Annotated in this window: 23 protein-coding genes; 11 read left to right on the top strand and 12 right to left on the bottom strand. The window is 56.5% G+C overall.

Annotated elements, in window-relative coordinates:
* Window positions 1–276: 276 nt before the first annotated feature.
* A complete protein-coding gene (gene pepT / locus ASB66_RS12295) occupies window positions 277–1,512 on the top strand; it encodes a peptidase T (RefSeq protein ID WP_060715665.1) in 1,236 nt (411 codons plus the stop codon).
* A 102-nt stretch (window positions 1,513–1,614) separates the two neighbouring features.
* On the opposite strand, the gene ASB66_RS12290 is transcribed toward pepT, so the two are convergent.
* The 3 genes from ASB66_RS12290 to ASB66_RS12280 all read right to left on the bottom strand — a co-directional run bounded on the left by ASB66_RS12290 (window position 1,615) and on the right by ASB66_RS12280 (window position 5,603).
* The gene (locus tag ASB66_RS12290; RefSeq protein WP_234613860.1) at window positions 1,615–2,577 is read right to left on the bottom strand and encodes an alpha/beta hydrolase; all 963 of its coding nucleotides are present in this window, start codon (window positions 2,575–2,577) and stop codon (window positions 1,615–1,617) included.
* Between the two features lie 77 nt (window positions 2,578–2,654).
* Window positions 2,655–4,169 (bottom strand): helicase HerA domain-containing protein, encoded by a 1,515-nt coding sequence (locus tag ASB66_RS12285; RefSeq protein WP_060715667.1) that lies wholly within the window; start codon window positions 4,167–4,169, stop codon window positions 2,655–2,657.
* 141 nt (window positions 4,170–4,310) lie between these two features.
* The gene (locus ASB66_RS12280) at window positions 4,311–5,603 is read right to left on the bottom strand and encodes a hemolysin family protein (RefSeq protein WP_060715668.1); all 1,293 of its coding nucleotides are present in this window, start codon (window positions 5,601–5,603) and stop codon (window positions 4,311–4,313) included.
* An 832-nt stretch (window positions 5,604–6,435) separates the two neighbouring features.
* On the opposite strand from ASB66_RS12280, the gene ASB66_RS12275 reads away from it, so the two are divergent.
* On the top strand, window positions 6,436–6,897 hold the full coding sequence (locus tag ASB66_RS12275; protein ID WP_060715669.1) for an SRPBCC family protein: 462 nt from the start codon (window positions 6,436–6,438) through the stop codon (window positions 6,895–6,897).
* 30 nt (window positions 6,898–6,927) lie between these two features.
* Here ASB66_RS12275 and murI read toward each other — a convergent pair whose 3' ends face one another.
* Entirely contained in the window at window positions 6,928–7,737 is an 810-nt protein-coding gene (gene murI, locus ASB66_RS12270) for a glutamate racemase (RefSeq protein ID WP_060715670.1), read from the bottom strand.
* Window positions 7,718–8,578 (bottom strand): RNA methyltransferase, encoded by an 861-nt coding sequence (locus ASB66_RS12265; protein WP_060715671.1) that lies wholly within the window; start codon window positions 8,576–8,578, stop codon window positions 7,718–7,720. Before ASB66_RS12265 ends, murI begins: the two co-directional genes overlap by 20 nt.
* A gap of 222 nt (window positions 8,579–8,800) precedes the next feature.
* Here ASB66_RS12265 and ASB66_RS12260 point away from each other — a divergent pair, with 222 nt between their 5' ends.
* Window positions 8,801–10,015: an NADP-dependent isocitrate dehydrogenase gene (locus ASB66_RS12260; RefSeq protein ID WP_060715672.1), complete on the top strand. Its 1,215-nt coding sequence runs from the start codon at window positions 8,801–8,803 to the stop codon at window positions 10,013–10,015.
* Between the two features lie 253 nt (window positions 10,016–10,268).
* Window positions 10,269–10,892, top strand: coding sequence for a glutathione S-transferase family protein (locus ASB66_RS12255; protein ID WP_060716001.1), 624 nt, complete (start codon window positions 10,269–10,271; stop codon window positions 10,890–10,892).
* 110 nt (window positions 10,893–11,002) lie between these two features.
* Here ASB66_RS12255 and ASB66_RS12250 read toward each other — a convergent pair whose 3' ends face one another.
* Entirely contained in the window at window positions 11,003–12,172 is a 1,170-nt protein-coding gene (locus ASB66_RS12250) for a GGDEF domain-containing protein (RefSeq protein WP_158544212.1), read from the bottom strand.
* Window positions 12,173–12,859: 687 nt separating this feature from the next.
* Complete coding sequence (locus tag ASB66_RS12240) at window positions 12,860–14,530, bottom strand: tannase/feruloyl esterase family alpha/beta hydrolase (RefSeq protein WP_114386562.1); 1,671 nt, start codon at window positions 14,528–14,530, stop codon at window positions 12,860–12,862.
* Window positions 14,531–14,606: 76 nt separating this feature from the next.
* On the opposite strand from ASB66_RS12240, the gene ASB66_RS12235 reads away from it, so the two are divergent.
* The 6 genes from ASB66_RS12235 to ASB66_RS12210 all read left to right on the top strand — a co-directional run bounded on the left by ASB66_RS12235 (window position 14,607) and on the right by ASB66_RS12210 (window position 18,554).
* Window positions 14,607–15,233: an RBBP9/YdeN family alpha/beta hydrolase gene (locus tag ASB66_RS12235; protein ID WP_272940003.1), complete on the top strand. Its 627-nt coding sequence runs from the start codon at window positions 14,607–14,609 to the stop codon at window positions 15,231–15,233.
* Between the two features lie 293 nt (window positions 15,234–15,526).
* Window positions 15,527–16,291: a phosphoribosylaminoimidazolesuccinocarboxamide synthase gene (gene purC, locus ASB66_RS12230; protein ID WP_015915788.1), complete on the top strand. Its 765-nt coding sequence runs from the start codon at window positions 15,527–15,529 to the stop codon at window positions 16,289–16,291.
* Between the two features lie 16 nt (window positions 16,292–16,307).
* Complete coding sequence (gene purS / locus ASB66_RS12225; RefSeq protein ID WP_060715677.1) at window positions 16,308–16,550, top strand: phosphoribosylformylglycinamidine synthase subunit PurS; 243 nt, start codon at window positions 16,308–16,310, stop codon at window positions 16,548–16,550.
* A 196-nt stretch (window positions 16,551–16,746) separates the two neighbouring features.
* The gene (purQ, locus tag ASB66_RS12220; RefSeq protein ID WP_060715678.1) at window positions 16,747–17,421 is read left to right on the top strand and encodes a phosphoribosylformylglycinamidine synthase subunit PurQ; all 675 of its coding nucleotides are present in this window, start codon (window positions 16,747–16,749) and stop codon (window positions 17,419–17,421) included.
* A gap of 44 nt (window positions 17,422–17,465) precedes the next feature.
* Complete coding sequence (locus ASB66_RS12215; RefSeq protein ID WP_060715679.1) at window positions 17,466–17,852, top strand: hypothetical protein; 387 nt, start codon at window positions 17,466–17,468, stop codon at window positions 17,850–17,852.
* 144 nt (window positions 17,853–17,996) lie between these two features.
* A complete protein-coding gene (locus tag ASB66_RS12210; protein WP_060715680.1) occupies window positions 17,997–18,554 on the top strand; it encodes an acyloxyacyl hydrolase in 558 nt (185 codons plus the stop codon).
* 25 nt (window positions 18,555–18,579) lie between these two features.
* On the opposite strand, the gene ASB66_RS12205 is transcribed toward ASB66_RS12210, so the two are convergent.
* On the bottom strand, window positions 18,580–18,909 hold the full coding sequence (locus ASB66_RS12205; RefSeq protein ID WP_060715681.1) for a DUF1127 domain-containing protein: 330 nt from the start codon (window positions 18,907–18,909) through the stop codon (window positions 18,580–18,582).
* A 96-nt stretch (window positions 18,910–19,005) separates the two neighbouring features.
* Between ASB66_RS12205 and ASB66_RS12200 the strand changes: the two genes are divergently transcribed.
* Window positions 19,006–20,430 (top strand): aminotransferase-like domain-containing protein, encoded by a 1,425-nt coding sequence (locus ASB66_RS12200; protein ID WP_060715682.1) that lies wholly within the window; start codon window positions 19,006–19,008, stop codon window positions 20,428–20,430.
* 18 nt (window positions 20,431–20,448) lie between these two features.
* On the opposite strand, the gene ASB66_RS12195 is transcribed toward ASB66_RS12200, so the two are convergent.
* The 4 genes from ASB66_RS12195 to ASB66_RS12180 all read right to left on the bottom strand — a co-directional run bounded on the left by ASB66_RS12195 (window position 20,449) and on the right by ASB66_RS12180 (window position 24,500).
* Window positions 20,449–21,063: an ABC-type transport auxiliary lipoprotein family protein gene (locus ASB66_RS12195; protein WP_411910106.1), complete on the bottom strand. Its 615-nt coding sequence runs from the start codon at window positions 21,061–21,063 to the stop codon at window positions 20,449–20,451.
* A gap of 29 nt (window positions 21,064–21,092) precedes the next feature.
* The gene (locus ASB66_RS12190; protein ID WP_015915781.1) at window positions 21,093–22,460 is read right to left on the bottom strand and encodes an MlaD family protein; all 1,368 of its coding nucleotides are present in this window, start codon (window positions 22,458–22,460) and stop codon (window positions 21,093–21,095) included.
* A 6-nt stretch (window positions 22,461–22,466) separates the two neighbouring features.
* Window positions 22,467–23,288 carry an ABC transporter ATP-binding protein gene (locus tag ASB66_RS12185; RefSeq protein WP_060715684.1) on the bottom strand — a complete coding sequence of 274 codons (822 nt, stop codon included), beginning with the start codon at window positions 23,286–23,288 and terminating at the stop codon, window positions 22,467–22,469.
* Between the two features lie 63 nt (window positions 23,289–23,351).
* Complete coding sequence (locus tag ASB66_RS12180) at window positions 23,352–24,500, bottom strand: ABC transporter permease (RefSeq protein ID WP_060715685.1); 1,149 nt, start codon at window positions 24,498–24,500, stop codon at window positions 23,352–23,354.
* Window positions 24,501–24,659: the final 159 nt, after the last annotated feature.

Raw genomic sequence — 24,659 nt, 5'->3', positions numbered from 1 at the left:
ACAGGGTCATTTCCAACAGTGTTTGCTTGAGTATTGTCCGCAGCCAATGGTGAGAGATAAAAATGCGGATGCATTACAAATGGGTTGAGCAAACCTGCGTCTTGTGAAACGCTTACATTTACAGGATCTCTTTTGCGTCAAGAATGTCGCAAATCGAATACTGTAAAATTGCAGGTGCCGCAGATCGGCATCGCATATCCCGCGGATGGGCAAAGCCCGACCCCGCCCCAAACCGTGGCCACCAACCATAGCCACAAACCGTGATGGACCGCCCGCATGCCCGATACAATTCTCGACCGTTTCCTGCGCTATGTCGTCATCGACACACAATCAGACCCCGAATCAACCAGCCAGCCCTCCACGGAAAAACAGAAAAACCTCGGCCATGTGCTGGTCAGCGAATTGCTCTCCATGGGCCTGTCCGACGCGCATCTGGATGAGCACGGCAATGTCTATGCCACCATTCCAGCCAATGTAGACAAGCCGGTGCCAGTCATCTGCTTCTGCTCGCATATGGATACGGCACCGGATTTCACCGGCACGAATGTGAAGCCGCAGCTACTGAAAAACTATCAGGGCGGAGATATCGTTCTGTCCGGCGATGCCAATCAGATCATCCGGGTCAGCAACAATCCGCAGCTCAACAGTCAAATCGGCCATGACATTGTCACCACCGACGGCACAACATTGTTGGGTGCAGACGACAAGGCTGGCATTGCCGAAATCATGACGGCAGCGCAGTTCCTGATCGACAACCCGCACATCCGGCATGGCGCCATTAAAATCCTTTTCACCACCGATGAGGAAATCGGGCGCGGGGCCGATAAGGTCGACCTTAAAAAGCTGGGCGCAGCCTTTGGCTACACCATGGATGGCAGCACGGTCGGCGAGATCGAGAACGAGACATTTTCGGCGGACGGCGTCGAGATCACCATTACCGGGGTTGCCATCCATCCCGGCACGGCCAAGGGCCGGATGGAAAATGCCATCAAGATCGCCAGCGCTATCATTGCCCGGCTGCCAAAGGACCAGGCGCCGGAAACCACCGAGGGCCGCCAGGGCTTCATTCACCCCACCGACATCAGTGGTTCCATGGATGAAGCGCACCTGAAATTCATCATCCGAGATTTTGTGGATGAAGGCTTAACGCAGAAAGAAGCGCTGCTGGAAGAGATCACCCGCGATGTGATGCGCGACTATCCCGGATCGACCTATACATTCGAGGTCAAGCAGCAGTATCGCAACATGAAAGTGGTGCTCGACCAATATCCGATGGTGATGGACAATCTCGAGGAAGCGGTGTGCCGCGTTGGCCTCACCCCCGTGCTGCATAGCATTCGCGGCGGAACCGATGGCTCGCGACTATCCTTCATGGGCCTGCCCTGCCCCAATATCTATACCGGTGGTCATGCCTATCACTCGCCGCTGGAATGGATAAGCGTTCAGGACATGGAAGTCGCGGTGAAAACCATTGTGGAACTGGCAAAGGTCTGGGAAGAACGGGCAGACTGACGCGCTATCGCATCGTGCCGAAAACCACTTTTCGGTACGATGCTTTTCTTCTCGCATCGTATTGCCCGAAAACCGGGTTCCACTTTTCGGTACGATGCTGGATCAAACCAGATTGCGACCCCGCATCCATGCCTCAAGCGCCGGGGTCCAGAGCACCGGCGGTCGTGGCGTTTTCCCCATGCTTCCCTCGCCCATGGCAAAGCCGTGACCGCCTTGCTCAAGTTCGACCAGATCGGCGGAAACGCCAGCCTTGCGGCAAGCAGCCTGCATCAGCCTGGAATGCTCGATATTGGCAACCGGATCGTCCTTGGCATGGGCCAGAAAGACCGGCGGGCAAGTGGAACCAACATGGGTTTCCACCGACCAGGCCGCTACATCGGCATCGCTTGGATGTTTACCAACCATCTCAACCCGGGTCCAGGTATGATTATAGGGAGCCTTCAGAGTAATCACCGGATAGGCCAGCAGGGTGAAATCCGGCCTTGCCGACAGCGTATCGGCATTATCCACCGAGGAATAGATCGGCTCGGCAAAGCGGGTCGATAGCATGCCCATCAAATGCCCACCGGCGGAAAATCCCATGCTGCCAATTTTCTGAGGGTCGAGGCCAAGCGCATCACCCTGCGCCCGGATCAACCGCAAGGCCCGCTGAGCATCCTGCAATGGCGCGCGCGGCCCAACGAACCAGCCTTCACCTGGAAGACGGTAGGTGAGAATGAAAGCAGTAACGCCACGCGCGGCCAGCCATTGCGCGGCCGCCTCGCCCTCCTTACGTTCCTCCACGAAATGATAGCCGCCGCCGGGTGCAATCAATACGGCTGTACCATTTGGGGTTTGAGGACGGACCATCCGCAGGGTTGGCGTGGCGATCCGCAGCAATGCCGCCTTGTGAATGGTGCGTCGGCCAAGCCGAGGCCCGCCCCCGCCTGGCGCCCGGCCAGACCAGAGCGGCACTTCACCGGGCGCCAGGGATGCGGCTTGCCCTGATGTCACGAGACCCAGGAAACTGAAAGAAGCAAAGCTCAGGACATGCCTCCGTCGGAGGGCTAGGGGAAACTTGGTCATCAGCCCATCATGGGCAGCCATTGCGGCACAACTTGGCCAGTCAGCAAGGCTCCAGGTTCAAAACCGTGGCATAAGCTCTATTCCGCAGCAGTGCGGTTATCCGGCATATCGGCTGCATTCGGATCACCCGGCTTGGTTTCGGATTCCAGATCAGGAAAGGCAACGATGCGTTTTCCGGAAAAATCCGTATGCACCACGACCATGCCCTGCTCCTCGAAATATCCAAGCAACCGGCGGGCGCGGCGGGCGGAATGGGTGCCGTAAGCTCGGGCAATCCGCAAATCTGAGGGGCAAGGCTCGGACCGGATGGCCGCCTTGGCGATCAGCAGGAAAACGCCCTGTAGGTCATCCGAAACCCGCGTTGACAAGGACAGCGCCTCTTGCCAGCGATCAGAGGATGCGGTTTCTTCATCGACATCGGCCCTCGCCACGGCGACACGGCGACGAAACTCACCCATCGCCATCGGCGGACCGCCGACCCGGCGCATGCGGGCTCGAACCAGGAATTCCTGATAGAGAACGGAATCGGTGCGATAGGCCGCCTGTGGATCATCGAGAATTTCTGCCAGCACCGCCGCCATCCGCTCCTCGCGTTCCTCGGCGGTGATTTCCGGCTGTGACGATCTCTGTGGGGCGACATCCTCGACGCTCACCGGCGTTGCACGGGCGAGTTCGGCCAGAATATCGGTGGTAGGACGCGGGGCTGGCGGCGCACGGCGAACGAGCGGGCGGGTAAACTCTTCCGGGTCCGGCGTGAAAATCAGGTCTTCCACGTCCTGCGGCGCATCGGGCAAGGGCATCAGTTTCGGACTGGAGGAACGCGCTGATGTCTCCACGTCACCGATGACAATCGGCAAGGGACGGCGTGACAGCGCCGGGCCAAGGGCAACAAAATTGCCGCGCTTCAGGTCGCGGAACATTTCCGCCTGGCGGCGATCCATACCGAGAAGATCGGCGGCACGCGCCATATCGATATCGAGAAAGGTGCGGCCCATCAGAAAATTGGAGGCTTCAGCCGCAACATTCTTGGCAAGCTTTGCCAGTCGCTGGGTAGCGATCACACCTGCCAGGCCACGCTTTCGGCCACGGCACATCAAGTTGGTCATGGCGCCAAGCGACAGTTTGCGGGCGTCTTCGGAGACATCACCGCCGACCGAGGGGGCAAACATCTGCGCCTCGTCGACCACGACCAGCACCGGATACCAATATTCGCGCTCGGCATCAAACAACCCGTTCAGGAACACCCCGGCTGCGCGCATCTGTTGCTCGATATCCAACCCTTCCAGCGTCAGCACGCAGGAAACCCGGTGCTGGCGGATGCGGTTGGCAATCCCGATCAATTCGGCATCGCTGCGCTCCCCGTCTACGACCAGATGGCCGTATTTTTCCGAGAGCGTCACGAAATCCCCTTCGGGATCGATGATCACCTGCTGCACCCATTGGGCAGATTGCTCCAGCAGACGCCGCAGAAGATGCGATTTGCCGGAGCCGGAATTGCCTTGAACAAGAAGTCGGGTCGCCAATAGCTCCTCGATATCGAGCCTGGCAGGTTGGCCACCCGCCACTGTTCCCATATCGATCCCGACCTGCACCTTTATAAACCCTCATGATGGAATGGTGGCGCATTCCTGGAGCAGGATGCAGCCACGTTGTTCAATCCGTGTTTCCTAACAGAAAGTAAAAGAAGATGCCTGTGTCTTCTCGTTGAAACCCACAGGCAATCGCGGATGAAATCAATCCGGATCGTCTGCCAGGACCGGCGAGACCAGCAGCTTGTCGATGCGCCGGCCATCCAGATCGACGACCTCGAATTTCCAGCCATTCTTGACGAAACTTTCGCCCAGCGCCGGAATGCGTTTCAACTCATCCAGCACATAGCCTGCGACAGTGGTAAAATCCGGATCGTCATCCACAGGCACACGAATATGCTCGATGAATTCGTCGATCGGCGTCCATCCGGCCACCAAATAGGAACCGTCCTCACGCATCAACAGCGCCGGCTCTTCCTCGCCCTCTTCCTGGTAGGCACCGGTAATCGCCTCAAGAATGTCGCCTGAGGTGATAATGCCTTCGAAATGGCCGTATTCGTCATAGACCAGCACCATGTGCAGAACCGTCTTGCGGATCGACTGGATGATGTCGATGGCACCGGCCAGATCGGATACGATCGGTACATCGCTGATAATCGAGCGGATGTCGACCGTGCCGCCATTGGCCAAAGCATCGTAAAAGTTTTTCACCAGCATGACCCCGACGATTTCGTCGGAATTGCCATTGCGCACCGGCAGACGGGAATGCTGGCTGTTGCGCAATGTTTCGCGAATTTCCTCAATCGTGTCATCAACGCTGATGAGTTCGACATCACGGCGTGGCGTCATAAGGCCACGCGCCGTGCGGTCCGCCAGGCGCATGACACCGGAAATCATCTGTGATTCTTCCGATTCGATGACACCAGCACTTTGTGCTTCGGCCAGAACCGTCTTGATTTCCTCATCCGTCACCGTGCCAGAGGATGCACCTTTCTGGCCAAGCAGCGACAGGACCGCTCGCCCCGAGCCATCCAGCAACCAGACCAGCGGCAGCGAAACCTTGGATAGGATCAGCATGGCGCCTGCCATGCGCGAGGCGACCATTTCAGGGTTTCGCAGCGCGATCTGTTTGGGAACCAGTTCACCGACAATCAGCGATAGATAGGTGATGCCGACCACGACACAGCCGACGCCGAGCGTGCTTGCCAGGGCCTCTGACATCCCTTGCAGCAAAAGCCACTGGGTCAATCGAGCCCCCAGCGTCGCTCCTGAAAATGCGCCGGACAAAACGCCGACAAGGGTAATACCGATCTGCACGGTCGACAAAAACCGACCAGGATTTTCGGCCAACCGGATGGCAACGGCAGAACCGCGATGACCGGCTTCGGCCAGAACTCTCAGACGCGCCGGACGGGCGGAGACGACCGCCAGTTCGGACATTGCCAATACGCCGTTCAAGATGGTGAGCAGGACAACAATGACGATTTCGGCAAACAAGCTGTTTCAAATCTCTTAGGAGCCGCATGGATGGCGGCGGGATAAAATCTGTAGCACAAGTCGTTGCCGCATTCCAAATGGCTCGCAACAATTTCGATGGATGGAAGGTGGTCGGGAATACGCGACCGTAAGTTTCGCTGAAAAAGGCAGATCATTCGAGAAGACAGAGGATATCGAGGCCTGAAAATCTCGACGCCTCAAGGGGGTTGAGGGATTTTGTGCCATCTGCAAGGCAAGAGTGCGCGAGCATGAGGAACCTTGATATAAGGCGCTGATTGAACCGGACAAAAATCGAAGTCGCCATCAAAAGCCAATCTCCGAAGAGATACACACAGGGTTTGCCGTGAACAACTGACATTTATCAAGAAAAACAACCGCTGGACGAGCCCCGTAAAGACCATGTTGACTATGATTATTTGAAACCGATGACGCATTTTTGGTGTTTTCCCCACCATGCCACGGCGCTTCCCGTATTATTGTAGGGCTGTGTATTCCCCAGATAATGGTGTTCTTCAAGCAGGTCCGATTTTATCAAATCCACAATAACACGTTGAATGCTCAATAGTTTTTATCTGGAGCATTAAAATCCACTTCCAACCAATTCTACTTTAGCGACTTAGTCCCGGCATCACATTTCGCGCGAACCGAAATAACAAAAAAATATAGTTTGAAATCTTTAGATAGTTGACCCCCGCATGGCGTCCTATAAAGATCGCCTCAATACAGGACGGCTTCGGTTTAAAGTGCATCCACTTCTAAAATGATGAAACAACCTTGAATATCTACTGTTTTTACGAACACCTATAGCCCTTTGGGCGCGAAAGGTCTCGGAATGGCATTTTCCATTCGCGTTGATAAACTCATCCAGGCTCCGATCAGTCGCGTCTATAAAGCGTTTCTTGACGAGCAGTCCGTCGTGCAATGGATGCAGAGGAAGGACTTTACCTGCCAACCGCTTCATTTCGATGGACGCGAGGGTGGCGGTTACAGGATACGCTTTATCAGCACCGCGTCAGATTTAAGTTATGTGATGATCGGAGAGTTCAACGAATTGGTTCTCAACGAGCGTATTCGCTACACGGAAAGAATGGATGACCCATTCTGGACTGCGCGAGTCGAGACCATTATCCAGCTGAAACCGACAGTAAAGGGAACGGCACTGACACTCCTTCAGTCCGGTATACCAGACACTGTATCGCAGGAAGGCGTCCAATTGGCTTGGGACGAATGTCTGCGACAGCTTGCCTGCCTGGTCGAACAACTCACCGAGAGCCTACACGCGCGAACACGATAATTTATCTTCTGGCTATTTCCGTAATAAACGTCAGTCTGATGCGACGCGCAGGCCAAATCCCTGCATCAGCCGGTGGGTGGAAAAGACCGGCTGGCCTGACGTGAAGACCGCGAAATCGTAATCGTCCGAATGCGCGCTCTCGTCCACGACTGGTACCAGACGCCGCGCCTGACGGGCGATGGCTTCCGCGGGGTCAAGCCAATCAACCGGCCAGGGAGCCAGCTTGCGGAAGACATTGGCAAGAAACGGATAATGGGTACAGGCGAGCACGACGATATCGGTCTTCGCGCCTTGTTTTTCGATGAAACAGGGCGCGATCTCGGCATTCAGCGCCGCCTCTTCAACCGGCTCACCGCGAATATAGGCTTCAGCCAGCCGGGCCAGATGTTGAGAGCCGACAAGGTTGACCTCGCACTGGCTGGCAAAGGACTGGATCAGATCGCGGGTATAGGCGCGCTTGACGGTGCCCGGGGTTGCCAGCACGGAAATCAGTCCGGAACGGCTGCGCTCGGCGGCAGGCTTGATGGCGGGCACAGTGCCGATGAAGCGCATGCCGGGAAAGGCTTCGCGCAGCGCGGCACCAGCCAGCGTGAAGGCCGTGCTACAGGCAACGATCACCGCTTCGGGATCATATTGCGCCAGAAGAGAGGCAAACAAGGAGACGATCCGTGCTTTGAGTGGCTCCTCCTCCCAATTGCCATAGGGGAAACCAGCGTCATCGGCGATGTAGATAAAGCCGCGCTCCGGCATCAGCACCCGGGCTTCACGCAAAACGGTCAAGCCGCCAATACCGGAATCAAACACCAGAATCGGTTTTAGTTTAGTCCTGGTCTCGTTCATGCCCGCTACCATCAGCTTCGTCCCTCTCAATGCCGTCCACTGCGTCGCCCTCCAAAGGCGCTCCAGCGCCGCGCGGATTGCGGCGGGAGAAGCGGTCGAGTGACGAGACCACGCCACGCATGACATTGATCTCCGGTGAAGTGAAACCACGTCGCGTCAGCACGGCGCGCAGATTGTCGATCATTCGTGCTTTTTTATGGATCGGACGGAAATATCCCCTGGCATCAAGTGCATCCTCCATATGCTCGAACAGGCCGATAACTTCTTCCTTGCTGGCAGGCATTTGGTCGACGCCCTGAAACGGCGTCTGGGTAACATCCTCCATGGTGGATTTCATCCACTCATAGGACATCAGCAGCACGGCCTGAGCGATGTTCAGCGACGCGAAAGCGGGATTGACCGGAAAGGTGACGATTTCATCGGCCAGAGCCACATCCTCATTCTTCAGGCCGGATTTTTCACGTCCAAAAAGAATTCCGGTTTTTTCACCGGCCAGAAACCGGGTTCGCAAGGTTGCGGCCGCCGTCACCGGTGAGGCCACAGGCTTGAAATTGTCCCGTTGGCGCGCCGTGGTCGCATAGACGAAATTAAGATCGGCCAGTGCTTCTTCCAAAGTATCGTATAGCTTGGCACCATCGATGACATGGTCGGCCTTAGATGCGGCGGACCGGGCTTTTTCCGAGGGCCACCCATCACGCGGATTGACCAGGCGCAGTTCCGCCAACCCGAAATTCGCCATGGCACGGGCCACCATGCCGATATTTTCGCCCAATTGCGGTTCCACCAGAATAATCGCCGGTCCCTCGGCGATAAGCTCGCGCTCGCTGTTCGTGCCTGCCATGGCGCCTTTCCTGCAATTATTCACTTAACCCTGCAAATTTACGCCTGCATGGGCATAAACAGCCCAAAATGCAAGAGGCGGAAGGCAAAGCGCATTCAAGCTAAAATGAAGTCCACACGCGGCTTCCTGTTTGCCTTGGCTTGCGAGAATGCTATAGGCAACTCCGGTCATATGGACAGAGACGCGGTCGAATTAAAGCCGCCCTATCGATGAGGAAGACTTATGCAAAAGATCAAGGTTGCCAACCCGGTCGTCGATCTCGACGGCGATGAAATGACCCGTATCATCTGGCAGTTCATCAAGGAAAAGCTGATCCTTCCCTATCTCGATCTCGAGATTGAATACTACGACCTCTCGGTAGAAAACCGCGATGCAACCAATGACCAGGTAACGATTGATTCCGCCCACGCCATCAAAAAGCACGGCGTCGGCATCAAATGCGCCACCATCACGCCCGACGAAGCCCGCGTGAAGGAATTCAACCTGAAGGAAATGTGGAAAAGCCCGAACGGCACGATCCGCAACATCCTCGGCGGCGTTATTTTCCGCGAGCCAATCATCTGCAAAAACGTACCCCGTCTCGTTCCCGGCTGGACCCAGCCAATCGTTGTTGGTCGTCATGCTTTCGGCGACCAGTATAAGGCAACCGATTTCAAATTCCCCGGCAAGGGCAAGCTGACCATCAAATTCGTCGGCGAAGACGGCCAGGTGATCGAGAAGGACGTGTTCGATGCACCGTCCGCCGGTGTGGCAATGGCCATGTACAACCTGGATGACTCGATCCGCGATTTCGCCCGCGCTTCGATGAACTACGGCCTGATGCGCAAGTGGCCGGTGTACCTGTCCACCAAGAACACCATCTTGAAGGCCTATGACGGTCGCTTCAAGGATATTTTCGAGGAAGTCTACCAGGCCGAATTCAAGGCTCAGTTCGACGCCGCTGGCATTACCTACGAGCATCGCCTGATCGACGACATGGTTGCCTCCGCGCTGAAGTGGTCGGGTGGCTATATCTGGGCCTGCAAGAACTATGACGGCGACGTGCAGTCGGATACGGTTGCGCAGGGCTTCGGCTCGCTCGGCCTGATGACCTCGGTTCTGCTGTCGCCGGATGGCCGCACGGTGGAAGCCGAAGCCGCCCACGGCACCGTGACCCGTCACTATCGCCAGCACCAGAAGGGCCAGGAAACCTCGACCAATTCCATCGCCTCGATCTTTGCCTGGACCCGTGGCCTCGCGCACCGCGCCAAGCTGGACGACAATGCCGAGCTGGCCAAGTTCGCCCTCACCCTTGAAAAGGTTTGCGTCGACACAGTCGAAGCTGGCTTCATGACCAAGGATCTGGCGCTGCTGATCGGCCCCGACCAGCCATGGCTGTCGACCACCGCCTTCCTCGACAAGGTGGATGAAAATCTTCGGGCTGCAATGGCCGCCTGAGCCGTCACACGTTTTGCAAGACCCGGCCATCGCGCCGGGTTTTCGCGTTATAGGGAGAGCCAATAAAAATGGCCGTCCGTCTACTGCATGATTCCATAAATCGGAATCGATTTAAGGATAAAATTATACGGCAGATTTAGAGTGTTACAGCGCCGTGCGTTTTATAAAACGCACGGCGCTGTAATGTCAGGCGAGGATGCCTGAGCATCGTCAATCCTATGTATTCTATGCATTTTTTGGGGAAGAGAACACCATGACCGAGCAAGTCGTTTTATACACCAATCCAATGTCCAGAGGGCGCATCGTTCGCTGGATGCTGGAAGAGATCGGCCAACCCTATCAGACCGAATTGGTCGCCTACGGCCCCGTCATGAAGGCGGCCGACTACACCGCCATCAACCCGCTGGGCAAAGTCCCCGCTATCCGCCATGGCAAAACGGTGGTGACGGAAACGCCAGCCATTCTCGCCTATCTGGCCGATGCCTTTCCTGAGGCGGGCCTTGCACCTGCCCTTGACAAGCGCGGCAGCTATTACCGCTGGCTGTTTTTCACCGCTGGCCCCGTGGAAGCCGCCGTCATTGGCCAGGCCTGTGGCTTTGCCGTCCCCGATGAGCGTCGCGGCATGGTTGGCTACGGCAGCATTGACACCATGATGGATGTGGTTGCTTCGGCAATTTCCGCAAGCCCGTATATCGCTGGCGAAAGCTTTAGCGCCGCCGATCTCTATCTTGCATCGCATCTGTCGTTCTCACTGAGAGTGAACAGTGTGCCAGCACGTCCGGTCTTTACCGATTACATTGCCCGGATGACCGATCGCGATGCCTACCGCCGTGCGAGTGAAATCGACACCGAAGCCCAGGCCGCAGCCACCGCATGACCTTGAATTTCAGATCCGATTGAACACATCGGACCTCTGATGAAACAGAATTTGCCAAGCGCCCTCAAAGATGGCGCTTGGTATTCCCCTTACCAGAATTTTTCAACACATCACGATAGTTCGGGTACCGCCGCTGGTTTTGCACCGATCAGCGCGATGACGGCAGCCATCCCCTCCTCCGGTTTCTGCACCACGGCTTCCTCCGCAGCGCTCAAAACGCAACGATCCCGTCCTTGATCTTTAGCCCGGTAAAGCGCTGCATCCGCCCGAAGAGACACCGCGTCGAGATCTGCGCCAGCTTTGACGACCTCATGCATGCCGATACTGATGGTCATGGTGATCGTCGTGTCACGCCAGGGAGTGGTGAGCCGGGCAACGGATTGCCGCAGCCCATCGCAAAAGGCCAGCGCTTCACCACCCGTCATTTGCGGCATGAACAGAGCAAACTCTTCCCCGCCAAGCCGACCAAACACCATGTTCGCATTGAGTTGCTCGATCATCGTTTTCCCAAAGGCACACAAGGCGGCGTCGCCTCCGGCATGTCCATGGGCATCATTGATGTATTTGAAATGATCGAGATCGATCAGCGCCAGCACACCAGCATTCTTAAGCATTTGTGACTGGGCACGCTCATAGAAAGCGCGGCGGTTGAGAACGCCGGTCAGCATGTCGATCTCGGAGGCATGCTTATACTGCATGAGGCTTCGATGGCTGCTGAGCGCAAAAATGCCGATCCCCAGCCCAAGGCTGTTGACGTATAAAATAAAGGTAACGACCGACACCCATGGTGTTTGGGCTACGCCACCGATCTCGGTGACCGGCCAGATCATCACCAACGGAATACGCATCAACATGACGAAGCAGTAGGACAGCAGCATGAAGATAAGGACAAGGCGGACTGGAAAATGGTCACTCTTCCATCCGGACCAAATCGAGGCGGCCAAAGCGCCAATCTGGATAACGGTTAAAATCGTGTAGAGGACAATTCGGTAATCGGGATTGGTGGAAAAGATATTCACTCCAAAATAGCATAGGAGCCAAATCGCGGTTATCGCGACCACAAACCAACCGGAACGGGAAAACCCATCGAAGATCCGAAACCCAACCCACACCAGTCCGGAACCCAAAAGCACCAGTGCTCCACCAAGGCCGATACCGAGAGATTCAGGAACGATCCCACGCAAAGCCTGCAAGCATGTACCGATTGCAACACACCAAAAACCGATACTCCAAACGCCCAACTGGCTGGATTTACGGTCGAAAAACCAACTGATGCTCATCAGCACAGAATTCAAGGTCCATCCGACCAGGAGGCAGATCATCAGCGTTGGAATATTGAAGAGTAAAACCAAGAGATGTTAACCCAAAATACGGTTGCTTTGTCATGCCTCACCCGGTCCCAGCCTGGGCGTATAAGAAATATGTCTGCACCCAGTGATCTTAAATAATATTTACAGTTATCGCCCGTCACTCACTAAAAATCCATTGGCAAATGATAATCGATATATTTTTCTCGAGAGAGAGAGACGATCGCATCGCAAACGCGAAACACAACTACAAAATAATACTCTAATATATACTGTAAATTCTATTTTATGGTGATCATCAGTAAAAAACAATCTTTGATTGATGTTCTTGGTCAGCAGAAGATTTGAGCAGCTCCCTGACGGCTCTGTCATACGTGCGATATCAAAACACGCCAGCCATAAACCAGAACCTGTTTGCGCCATTTGTCTTTTCGCGAAAACTGGCGTCCAATTTCCATGACAACCGTCAGAATGGCGACGTTAATAATTGGGAGCATCGGTCGAACAGCGGGACCGGCTTTCGGATAAACCCGATGCAAAACAAAATCACAAAGCATCGTGCATTTGAAGAATGCACGATGCTCTCATCACAAAAACCACTATCGGCCTAAAAAGGATGAACTGGTCTCAGATCCGATGCTCCTATGCCGTTTTTTTATCTCAGCGGCATTTGAAGGGGATGGAATCCGAGCCAGCAGCGGCTTTATCGTAATGCGCAACCAGGGGATAGGGGCAGTAAAGATAGCGCCCCGGCGTTAGTGCTGACGCCTCCTTGTTGTCCTTGGTAATGCCGGCGGAAACCGGACCGGGCGCAGCGCCCTTTTCTACCCAGGCGACGAGCGGTGTGAAGAAATCGAAATCGTCATAGGAGGGACCACCCGCCCCATGCGGCATGCCGGGGATGCGGTAGAATTTGACGAAATCACCCGCCTTGCGACCGTTATTGCTGTCGAGTTTGCGGTACCACTTGACCGTATCGAGCACTGAAAATACCGGATCGGCATTGCCATGAAAAACAATCATCTTGTGGCCCGCGGCTTTAAATGCCTTCAAATTCGGATTGGCGCTATTGGGGGGAATCATGAAATCTGCAGCAGATTCCGTGAACGGGCCTGATTTCGCAAAAATCTTCGGCGCATCCCGGTCGAAATCGAAGCCAAGCAAAAACTTTTGCAGATCCTCCGGCGTTCCATTAACGGGCACGGGCGGCGTGGTGAAGATCTGAGCCAGCGAACCCGCTCCCATCACAGCAATGATTGGCTTGCCACCCCAGGCTGCAACAGGGCTCTGCAATTTCCACAGTCGCCAATTGGCAGACCCCATGCCCGGGTCCCAATCCCAATTGCTGTACAGCGCATGGCCCTTGCTGTTTTTCGGGCCGGCATGGCTGGCCCGGAGGGCAGTGATCTGGCTCTGGCTGAGGCAATCGGGCTGCTTCTCAGCCTTGCAGGCCAGGGAGGCGAGATTGAAGCGGCTCTGGCAGGCCTCCGCGTTGCCGACAACGCCATCAACCCGACCGTCCAAGGCATCGCAGGCGGTAAGGATGCCCTTGGCGAGAACCGCCATATCGGCGGGAGAAAAGGCTTTGGCGATATCCTGATCGACCTTGGCCCAGGATTGCACGTCCCAGGCATGCTGAAGAGCGGCCTTCGGCAAATTGAAGCCGGGATAACCGACGAGCAGACCATCGAATTGCTCCGGCAACCGCGTGGCGGCCATCAGCGCATGGCGGCCACCGTTCGAGCCACCGATGCCGTAGCGAAAGGCAATTTTTTGTCCGTAATACTGCTCAACAAGCTGCATGGCCAAGGGGTTGAGCTTGGCGACGGCACTGTAGCCATAATCCTGGCGGGCGACCGGGTCGAAGCCAAAGGCGGCTGAACCGGCAAGCCCCTTGTCGGAAAATGCCGCTTCGTCATGGCCGGCATCGCTGGAGACCACTGCATAACCACGGCTGAGCGCATTGTCCGCCTTGTTGCCGCCGAGCAGCGGACCGGTAGCGGCCAAGACCTTACCGTCGTTGCCACCGTTGAACTGATGCACGAACCGGCCATTCCAATCATCTGGAAGCCGCATTTCGAAATGGATGGCATAGGCTCTGCCATCAATGCCCTGGTGAGGCGCCAATTCGCCCTGAATCAGGCAATGGCTGCGTGGCATCTCCGCAGTGCTGGAAACGGATGTTGCCTCAGTTATGGTCAATTCGGGTGGATGCGCGCCGCTATTGCGGACATCCTCGCATGTGCCGGCGGCATTGGCCCCGGATGCATACAGAAATGACGGAAACATCAGAGCCGCAAACACCGCGCTCCGCACAGCAAATAATGACATGAATTCCTCCCAGAATATCCCGGCCAAGGTAATCCCGTCGGCCGGTCGTCGTCAATATTGGTAGGCAAGACAAACCATTTTCTTTTGTCCTTGCCGCGCTCACACTCTTGACGCAAGGCGCTACGGATCGCAGATAAGCGGCATGAAGGCATCGCAAGCAGAAATCTTGATCGTTCCCGGCTATACCAATTCCGGGCCGGACCATTGGCAAAGCCGTTGGGAGGGCAAACTGTCCACCGCGCGCCGCGTTGAGCAGGCCGAATGGGCAAAACCTGTCCGGGAGGATTGGGTGAAGCGGCTGGTGGAAGAGGTAAACCGCGCCGAAAAACCGGTCGTGCTGGTGGGACACTCGCTGGGTGTGCCAACGATCGTGCATGCGGTGCCGCATTTTCAGCGCAAGGTAGCTGGCGCTTTTCTAGTGGCACCGCCGGATGTGGCCAACGCGGAAATCCGACCTCGCCACCTGATGACCTTCGGGCCTTATCCCCGTGTGCCCCTGCCCTTCCCTACGCTCATGGTCGCTAGTCGCAACGATCCGTTCGGCACCTATGATCATGCCGAGGATATCGCCAAGGCCTGGGGAGCGCTCCTCGTCGATGCGGGCGAGGCTGGCCATCTCAATGCCGAATCCGGCCATGGTCCCTGGCCGGAAGGCACCATGGTGTTTGCCCAGTTTCTCAGCAAGCTTTCAGCCGAGGACTGACTTATCCATGGCTTTCTACGGCCACGGATTTCGTGGTTCGGCACCGCTGTGCTAAAGATAATATCCTGGGCTGCTGTGATAGATCGCGATTCTCCATGGTCGGTAATGTCTGCATTGGAGATTGAACGGTAGGGAGCAGAAGCCTGTGTGGATGCGTCCGAACCGGGCGCGACCAGAAAAACAAGGAAGGGGCAAGAGCCGGATTGTGAAAAGCCGCGTTTTCCTTTATGGACCGCCTCAACCAGTGACACAGAGCGTCCCTTGTGCGACGCCAACAATAGAGACAAACCGTCATGAACCGTCGCCGCCGTATTTACGAAGGCAAGGCCAAGATCCTGTACGAGGGTCCTGAGCCGGGCACGCTGATCCAGTTTTTCAAGGATGATGCAACAGCCTTCAACAAGAAAAAGCATGATGTCATCGACGGCAAAGGCGTGTTGAACAATCGCATCTGCGAATATGTCTACACGCATCTGAACAAGATCGGCATTCCCACCCACTTCATCCGCCGCCTCAACATGCGTGAGCAGCTGATCAAGGAAGTGGAAATCATTCCGCTTGAGATCGTCGTGCGCAATGTCGCCGCCGGTTCCCTGTCCAAGCGTCTCGGCATCGAAGAAGGCGTGGTTCTGCCGCGCTCCATCATCGAATTCTATTATAAATCCGATGCGCTGGAAGATCCGATTGTCTCGGAAGAGCATATCACCGCGTTTGGCTGGGCCAATCCGGCTGAGCTGGACGATATCATGGCGCTGGCCATTCGCGTCAATGACTTCCTCTCAGGGCTCTTCCTCGGCATCGGCATTCAGCTGGTCGATTTCAAGATCGAATGCGGTCGCCTCTACGAAGGTGACATGATGCGCATCGTTTTGGCCGACGAGATTTCGCCCGACAGCTGCCGCCTTTGGGACGTTGAAACCCACGAGAAATTGGACAAGGACCGCTTCCGCCACGATATGGGCGGGCTGCTGGAAGCCTATCAGGAAGTGGCGCGCCGTCTCGGCATCATCAATGAAAACGAACCCGTTCGCGGCACCGGCCCGGTTCTGGTCAAGTAGTTCTGGAGACACAATCGTGATTAAGGCTCGCGTCACCGTTACGTTGAAAAACGGCGTTCTGGACCCGCAAGGCAAGGCTATCGAAGGAGCGCTCAGCGCGCTCGGCTTCGGCGACGTCAACCAGGTCCGCCAGGGCAAGGTTTTCGACCTGTCGCTCGACACCGCCGACAAGGCCGCAGCAGAAGCGGAATTGAAAGCCATGTGCGAGAAGCTGCTGGCCAATACCGTGATCGAAAATTACGCGATCTCGATCGATTGAGCGAACCGTTCCCGGTGACGGGGACGGCAAAGCCGCAATGCGTTTGATCAAACGCACGATGCTTTAGGCTTTGCCTTGTGAAGAACGGAAGCCAATCTTTGCAAGGCAAATGACATCACAAAAAATCCAGAGACCGCCTGATTGAAACATCAACCCGGCAGCGTCTGGAACAGACAGTCAACTGGGAACCGACGCCATGAAATCCGCCGTTGTTCAATTGCCCGGCCTGAACCGTGACCGCGACATGATCGCGGCTTTGACCAAGATTTCCGGCACCCCACCCGTTACCATCTGGCAGACGGAAACGGAGATCCCGGATGTCGACCTGATTGTCATTCCCGGCGGCTTTTCCTATGGCGACTATCTGCGTTGCGGCGCCATTGCCGCGCGCATGCCCGTCATGCAGGCCATCAAGGCCAAGGCCGATCAGGGCGTCAAGGTTCTCGGCGTTTGCAACGGTTTTCAGATTCTTTTGGAAGCCGGCATGTTGCCAGGCGCGCTGATGCGCAATGCGTCGTTGAAATTCGTCTGCCGCGAAGTGAAGCTGGAAGTCGTCAATGACGATACGGATTTCTCGCGCGCCTATGCCGCAGGCCAGATCATCCGTTGCCCGGTTGCCCATCACGACGGCAATTATTTTGCTGATCCCGAGACGCTGAAATCCATCGAAGACAATGGCCAGGTGGTGTTTCGCTATGCCGAGGGCACCAATCCGAACGGCTCCCTCAACAATATTGCCGGCGTGATCAATGCAAAAGGCAATGTGCTGGGCATGATGCCGCATCCGGAAAACCTGATCGAAGCCGCCCATGGCGGTAATGATGGACGAGGCCTGTTTGCGTCCGCTCTCGACGTCGTCGCCGCAGCCTGAGACCGGTTGTTGACCTGAATTACAAATCGGACTCGGATTAACTGATGCGCAAGCCACTTCTTATGATCGCCCTTACGGGTCTCGCCATGCTGGGTGCTTGCAAGCCGACACCGCCTGCTGCCGTCAAGCCGCAAAGCGCCCTCGACGTGATGGAGCGGGTGATGGTCAGCGCCTCATCCTGCTGGTTCAAGTCCGGCGATCCTGCCTTCAAAGCTTACCGCATGGATGCCGAACTGACCTCCTATTCAGGCCAGCCGCGCATTCTTCTGGTGCGCAAGGGCAGTGGCGACATCCGTCCGCTGCTGGTGGTCATGGCGCAAGGCACGCCCGCCAGGCTTCAGGCCTTCGGACCCGTCATGAACGAGCCCCTGTCCGGCCGTATTTCTGCCGACGTCAAGCGTTGGGCAAACGGATCGTCAGCCTGCCGCTAATGTTACGTTGAAACGCGCGACAGCGCCTCGGCCACGCGGCGATAAATGCCCAGCGTGGCGATTTTGACACTGCGTTTGCTTGGAAAAATTGGCAAATTAAACCTCGGCGAATCATCGGGATTCGAGCGAGGAATTTGAATAACAATGATTGCGCTGTCTTCGATAAGAGCATCGGCCTTGGCTGGCCTTTTCCTGTTTACCGTTACCAACCAATCCGCATTTGCTGGCGACACTATTTTCGACGAATTGCGTTTCGGGGCCGTCACCTCAATCCAGGGCCATGAACATGGTGGCGCCGGTGAAGTCACGATGTTGTTCGACCCATTCTCCCGCGATTCCGCCTCCGGTTTCCTCGACAGCCTTGCACGGCCAAGGGTTCATGTCGGCGGAGAAATCGGTGGCGACAGTCTCAACAATCAAATCTATGCGGGCTTCAGTTGGACGACCGACATCTTCTCCTCCAAAGCCTTTATCGAAGCAGGCTTTGGCGGCGTGATCCATGATGGCGCCATTGACGAGCAACACCGCAACGGCCCGGATCTTGGCTGCCGCGTGCTGTTTCGTGAATATGCAGCGCTCGGCTACCGAATCAACAAGACCTGGAGCGTGATGGGGCAGATCGAGCACGCTTCCAATGCCGATCTCTGCGATCCGAATGATGGCATGACGCGGGCGGGCGTGATGGTCGGATATAAATTCTGACGACTGCGCTCAACGATCCCTTGGACTATAGCACCGGGAATTTGATAGGCGCATGATGATGGGGCGGCAAAAGCTCAGCCGTCCAGTGCAGGTAAATAGACTTGCGCATTTCCAAGCGGGCTTCCTCACGCGATATGCCGATATCGCGTAACAGACACGCATCCAGATCCGTAAGGTCCTTTCGGGTCCGGCGCGTCACCTGCCACCGCTTCAGCCGTGCCCTCACCGTCCCGATATGTTTCAAAAGCCACCATACAGGATCGCGTAAAACACTGCCGTGATGATAGCTTGACTGGGCACTGCCAGCAGCATCTGTATCCCGCAAGACAATTGTATCTATTGTCACCATCGCCATGATCCTAAAATCTCGTAATCTTCGATTGTGTCGCTTGTTATCTGTGTATTTATAGATACAATCGTACCATTGAAGGTGACAATAAGGATAATTGTCATGGTAACACATTGGCTCCCCGACCTTTCGACAGCAGAGGGTCCGCTTTATATCAGGATTGCGGATCGGGCAGAGGCGGATATCAAGACCGGCAGGTTGTCGTCCGGCGCAAAACTGCCGCCGCAGCGGGATCTTGCCTTCGATCTGAAGGTGACAATTGGGACAATTACCCGTGCCTATGCGCTGTTGCGGGAACGAGGGCTGGTGACAGGTGAAGTCGGGCGCGGCACTTACGTCCAGTCAAGTCTGGCCGAGGGCGAAACCGATAGTCATCGCGACCCCGTCACCCTCACCTATGGCGGCACGCGAACGCTGTCGCCGCCACCGGGCAAGCTGCGCTTTGACACCACCGCAGCCATCGATGTCGGTCAGGCGGAGATTATCGGCCGATTGATGACCGACATCGCCCGTGACCAACCGGACGAGATCGCCAGCTACACTCGAATCCTGCTACCGGACTGGTTGGAAGCGGGCCGCCGCTGGCTGTCGAATGGCGACTGGAGCCCGGAGGCTGCCAATATCGTGCCGCAGATGGGTGTACATGCCGGGGTCAATGCGGTGATCGCCGCCATCAGCGGCACCGGTGACCGGATCGTATGCGAACACCTCACTTATTCGCAGATTGCCCGCAGCGCCTCTCTGATGGGGCGCCAGATTGCGCTGGTGGATTCCGACCATGACGGCATTATCCCAGAGGACTTTGAACGGGTCTGCGCACGCGAGCACCCAAAGGCAGCCTTCATCATGTCGTCCGGCCAGAACCCGACGCTATCCTGCCTGCCCCTGTCACGGCGGCTGGAGATCGTCGACATCGCCCGCCGTTATAATGTCTGGCTGATCGAGGATTACATTTATGGGGCGCTGGTCGGCGATGGCATTCCCTTGCTGGCCCAACTGGCGCCAGACCGGACATTTCTGCTCAACAGCCTGTCGAAATCCGTTGCCGCCGGAGTGCGCGGCGGCTGGGTCGCCTGCCCCGACCATATGAGCCAGCGCGTTCGCGTCACCCAGAAAATGGTCTGTGGCGGCCTGCCCTTCCTGCTGGCGGAATTATCTGCGCGCCTGGTTTTGTCGGGTGCTGCGGATGACATTCGCGGGCGGGTGCTTGACGAGCTTTCAGCCCGGGAACAGATCGTCCGGCACTTGTTCGAGGGCTACGAATTCCGCTCGCATCCACGCCTGCCATATTTCTGGCTGAAGCTGCCGGAGCCATGGCTGTCTGGCACATTCAAGCAGGCCGCGCTGGATCAGGGCGTGTTGATCGATGATGAAGACGAGTTCAAGCCGGCCCGTTCATCCCGGGTATTCCATCATATCCGCGCCGGCTTCAGCGAAGGGCGGGATCGAAGCATCGCTGAAGGTGGCCTGATCACGCTCAGGCGGATTCTCGACCAGATCCCGGTCGGCAGCAACGCCGTCATGTGACGGCGTTGCCTCCAGGGATCAGATCGTCGTCAACGTCCAGTTGACGATATCGCCGCTAACCTGTGCGAAAGCCTGTGACAGAGCATTGACGAGTGCCTGATTGTCGCCGCCACGGGCTGGAACGCTGGCGGAAAATACCTTCTGAGAAATCACACTGCCATTGCGGTCATTGAGCAGCTTAACGGAAATCTCGACATTGGCCCGGCGAATACCGCCAGCCTCGACTTCGAACGTCCTGATATCGGATAGCAATTGATAATCGATTGCCAGGCCCTGCCCCGGCTTGCCGACACCGCCGAGCTTACCGGTATTTTCGAAAGCCTCGACCAGTTTCGACTGCACCATGCGCGGCAGCTTGTCGCTCCATTGCGACTTGGCCAGATATTGCATTTCCGTGCCGGACACGCGCACCACGATCATGTCGCTGTCGAGCACTTTCAACGCGGTCGGATCGGCAACCAGAACCTGCCGCTTTTGGGCCGATTGGGTTGTGGTGGCAGCACGGATACTGGCCAGATCGTATGTGTCGTTGGGCGTCGTGCCGCAGCCCGCCAGCATCACGCCAAGAATGGACAGGGCACAAGCGGCGCGCAACACCGCCATTGGACGCAGAACCGCTAAAGAATACCCCATCATCTGTCCCTTTTTCACGGAAAAACCTGTCACCGTCTTGTCCGCCCATCATATTGCTTGACGTTGTCGCCACCGAAGATCAGCCGTTGCGGATCGCGGTCGAAATTGCTGATCGTGTCATCCAGGTTCTTCACGGTGCTGCGGGTATCGTTGACCAGCGTCTGAATATCCTTCAGGCCCGAAGACGAGAACTTCGACAGATTGTCAGCAATCGGACCGATCTTCTGGTTAAGATTATCAGCCACGGCGCGAATGGACTGAAGGGTGCGCTTGGCCTCAGCCGAGAGCGAATTGGTATCGTCAGAGCCCAGCAACGCATCGACCTTGGCCAAAATGCCATCGACCCTAGTCGAAGCATTGTTCAGCCGGTTGGAAAGCTGAGTAAAGTCGCTGATGGCCTGGTCGATATCCGGTTTACGATCCTTGAAGGTCTCGGTCACCGATTGGACGTTGGCTGCCGCACTGCGAGCATCGGTTACCGCCACGGAAACGTCGTCCACGACGCGCGAGACCTTCTGCGTATCGATCGCGGCGATCAGCGCGTTGACCTGCCCAAGCGTTCCTTCAGCCTTCACGCCGAAATCGTTGAAGGTCTTGGCGGTCGCCGAAAAATTATCGACGGCAACGCCAACCTTGTCGGAGGCATCGGCAATCTTGCCGGTGAACGTTTCGGCATTGGTCAGGATCTGGTTGACCTTGTTGCGGTCCACAGCCTTTAGCAGATCTTCAGCTGCGGCAAGCGTTGAATCAAGCCGCCCGGAGAGACCAGTGATCGTATCGGAAAGCGCGCTGACGCTCTTCAGGAAGGTGTCGATGCCATCGGCATTGTCGGCCAAAGCCTTGGAAAAGGTTTCAGCGTTGCGCATCGTATTGGTCAACGGCCCGCGCGCATCGGCGACGAAACCCTGAACATTGGCGATAGCGTCATCGGCGCGCTTCATGATCTTGTCAGCCGTCGCCAGAAGATTGGTCAGGCTTGACTGATCGGCCACCAGGACTGCCGTCTTGCCGGTTTCCTGGGCTTTCTTCAGCAAATCGTCGCCACCAACGCCACCCGACATTTCGACATAGGCCGCACCGGTCAGGCCCTGAACCTCAAGCGCCGCCTTGGTATTGGAGCGAATGGGTGCATCCTGCTGCACCTGCGTCTCCGCGATGGAAAAGGCCGGATCGTCACGGTCGATGCTCAAGGAAACAACCGAGCCGATCTGGATGCCGTTGAAACGCACCGGCGAGCCGACACTTAGACCGTTGGCGGAGCCAGGAATGCGGATGGTCAGCGGTGACATTGGACCACCACGGCCATATTCAGCCATCCAGTAGACAAAACCAAATGCCGCAAGGATCACAAGAAGCGTGAACAAGCCGACGATGGTGTAATTTGCTTTGGTTTCCATAGGATCTCAATCAATCGTGCCGGCAATCGCGCGGGTGCCGCGCATTTCCTGATGTTTGGGGATGGAGCGCGCCCGTTTGCCCCGGAAATAGGATTTGACCCAGTCGTCGTCGCAGGCGAGCATATCCGTTAACGGTCCTTCAACCAAGACTCGTTTCTGTCCGAGCACAGCGATGCGATCGCAGACGGAAAACAGGCTGTCGAGGTCATGGGTCACCATATAGACGGTCAGCCCCAGCGTATCGCGCAGGCGGGCAATCAAATCGTCGAACTCGGCAGCGCCGATCGGATCGAGGCCGGATGTTGGCTCGTCAAGAAAAACCAGATCCGGGTCAAGCGCCAGCGCCCGCGCTAAAGCCGCCCGCTTGATCATGCCGCCGGACAGTTCAGAAGGGTATTTGTCCCCGGCATCCGCAGACAGGCCGACCATCTGGATTTTCAGATAGGCCAGTTCATCCATCAGCACTTGCGGCAGTTTCAGATATTCCCGCATCGGAAGTTGAATATTTTCCTTGACCGTCAGCGCCGAAAACAAGGCGCCGTGCTGGAACAGCACACCGAGGCGTGTATCGAGATTGGAACGCTCGGCAGCGCTGACCGCATCATAGTCCGCGCCGAGAATGTGGATCTGACCGGCCTGACGCGGCAAAAGCCGGAGAACCGTGCGCATGAGCACTGATTTGCCTGCACCCGAAGCCCCGACAAAACCGAGAATTTCTCCGCGATAGACATCGAGATCGAGATTGTCCAGCACCAGCTTGTCACCGAAGCCAACAGTCAGACCACGCACGGACAACACCGCTTCCCGCCCTTCCTTGAGCGGCGGCACCTCTTGCGTCGGGTGATTGTCTTTGTCTTGAGTGTTAAGGTCTTGCTGTTCCACGGCGGCCCCTTAAAAATTGATCGCAGCGTAGAACACGGCAAACAGCCCATCCATGAGGATGACGACGAAGATCGATTTGACCACCGAAGCCGTGACGTGCTGGCCAAGCGACTCGGCGCTACCGCCAACCTTCATACCCTCCACAGCCGCGACGATACCGATTACGACAGCCATAAAGGGCGCCTTGATCAGGCCAGCGGCAAACGTTGCATAATCCACCGCATCGTGCAGGCGAGTCACAAAGACCTGAAAAGTGATGCCGGAATAAGCCAGGGAGACAACCGCCGCGCCGTAAAGCGCTGCGAAATTGGCGATAACAGTCAGAAGCGGCAGAGCAATGACCAAAGCGACGATACGCGGCAGAACCAGAACGCCGATCGGATTGAGGCCGATAACCTTCAAGGCATCAACCTCTTCGCGCATCTTCATCGAGCCGATTTCAGCGGTGATGGCGCTGCCGGAGCGACCGGCAATCATGATCGCAGTCAGCAGAACGCCGATCTCGCGCAATTGCAGAATGCCGACCAGATCGACCACGAAAACCTCGGCACCAAAATAGCGCAACTGAAATGCGCCCTGCTGGGCGATAATCGCTCCGATCAGGAAGGACATCAGCAGGATTATCGGCACCGCCCGCAGGCCCATATGGTCCAACTGATTAACGATGGAAGCAATCGAAGCCCGGCCGCCGCGCCTCTCCTTGGACTGGGTGCCACGCACTGCCGATCCCAGCACATAGCTCATGGCCAGCACATCTTCGAACAGGCTGACAGTCATCTTGCCAAGCGGTTCGAACACGCGCTGGGTGAGCGGTCGAAGGTCTGGAACTTTTTCGGGCAGAGGCGGCTGTTCCGGCAAGGCCGAAATCAATTCGCGCATGACATCACTGCCGCCGACGATGCGCACATCGCCATTCTTGGATATGCCAAGTTCCATCCGGCGGATAATCCAGGCGCCTGACGTATCAAGGCTGGAAATGTCGGAAATATCGATCTCGACACTGCTTCCGGCAAGGTCTCCCTTTTCGAACGCATCACGCATTTCCAGCAGCTTTGGTATCACGCTATCGACAGTGGTATTGCGCCATGGTCCGCTCAGGCGGAGACGCTGGCCGCCTCCCCCTTCCAACTGTTCGGCGTCGACCGCAGCATTGTCCATTTGACCGGAACTCAAAACTTATACACTTTCAAAGCCATCACTCAGAGAGTGGGCAAGCCTCCATCGGCTTGATACTGGCGACTATATATCCTTCCTGCGCGACAATTCCACTGATCTTTACGGGAAAAGTGTCGATCAACCCATGGGCAACACTTCGGT

This window comes from Gillisella vitis (assembly GCF_001541345.2).
Classification (GTDB): Bacteria; Pseudomonadota; Alphaproteobacteria; order Rhizobiales; family Rhizobiaceae; genus Allorhizobium; species Allorhizobium vitis.
This window is presented reverse-complemented; position numbering and strand designations above follow the sequence as displayed.